Origin of the sequence: Robertmurraya sp. DFI.2.37 (assembly GCF_029211245.1) — a bacterium.
Taxonomy (GTDB): Bacteria; Bacillota; Bacilli; order Bacillales; family Cytobacillaceae; genus Robertmurraya; species Robertmurraya methanolica_A.
Genome location: NZ_JARGEJ010000232.1, coordinates 1 through 452, shown reverse-complemented (window position 1 = coordinate 452; position 452 = coordinate 1). Strand labels below are relative to the sequence as shown.

Genomic DNA, 452 nt, shown 5'->3' with positions numbered 1-452 from the left:
GTTCTACCACTGAACTACTTCCGCATCATAAAAGGTTTAAAAGTGCGGGTGAAGGGAGTCGAACCCCCACGCCTTGCGGCGCTAGATCCTAAGTCTAGTGCGTCTGCCAATTCCGCCACACCCGCATAATAATTGAAACGCAAAATAAAAAGTCATTTCACAAACGTAATTTGAAAAAAATCTTCTCCTACGCTGAAAAAACTTTGGTGAGCCATGAAGGACTCGAACCTTCGACCCTCTGATTAAAAGTCAGATGCTCTACCGACTGAGCTAATGGCTCTAAAGTAAATATGCACTGCTATCTAATTTTAACTTTGAGATATAAAGCATCTACGATGTCCCCACCTCAGAAAGTTAACTCAAGCAGCAGCTCGATGGGTACAACTCGCAGCAAATTCATAGATGAATTGCTCGTTGCTCTACCGACTGAGCTAATGGCTCTAAATGGTGCC

Annotated in this window: 2 tRNA genes; both read right to left on the bottom strand. The window is 43.6% G+C overall.

Features of this window, described 5'->3' with window-relative positions:
- Positions 1-43: 43 nt before the first annotated feature.
- Positions 44-125, bottom strand: a tRNA-Leu gene (locus PZE06_RS26240).
- Between the two features lie 79 nt (positions 126-204).
- Positions 205-280 (bottom strand) — tRNA-Lys (locus tag PZE06_RS26235).
- Positions 281-452 lie beyond the last annotated feature (172 nt).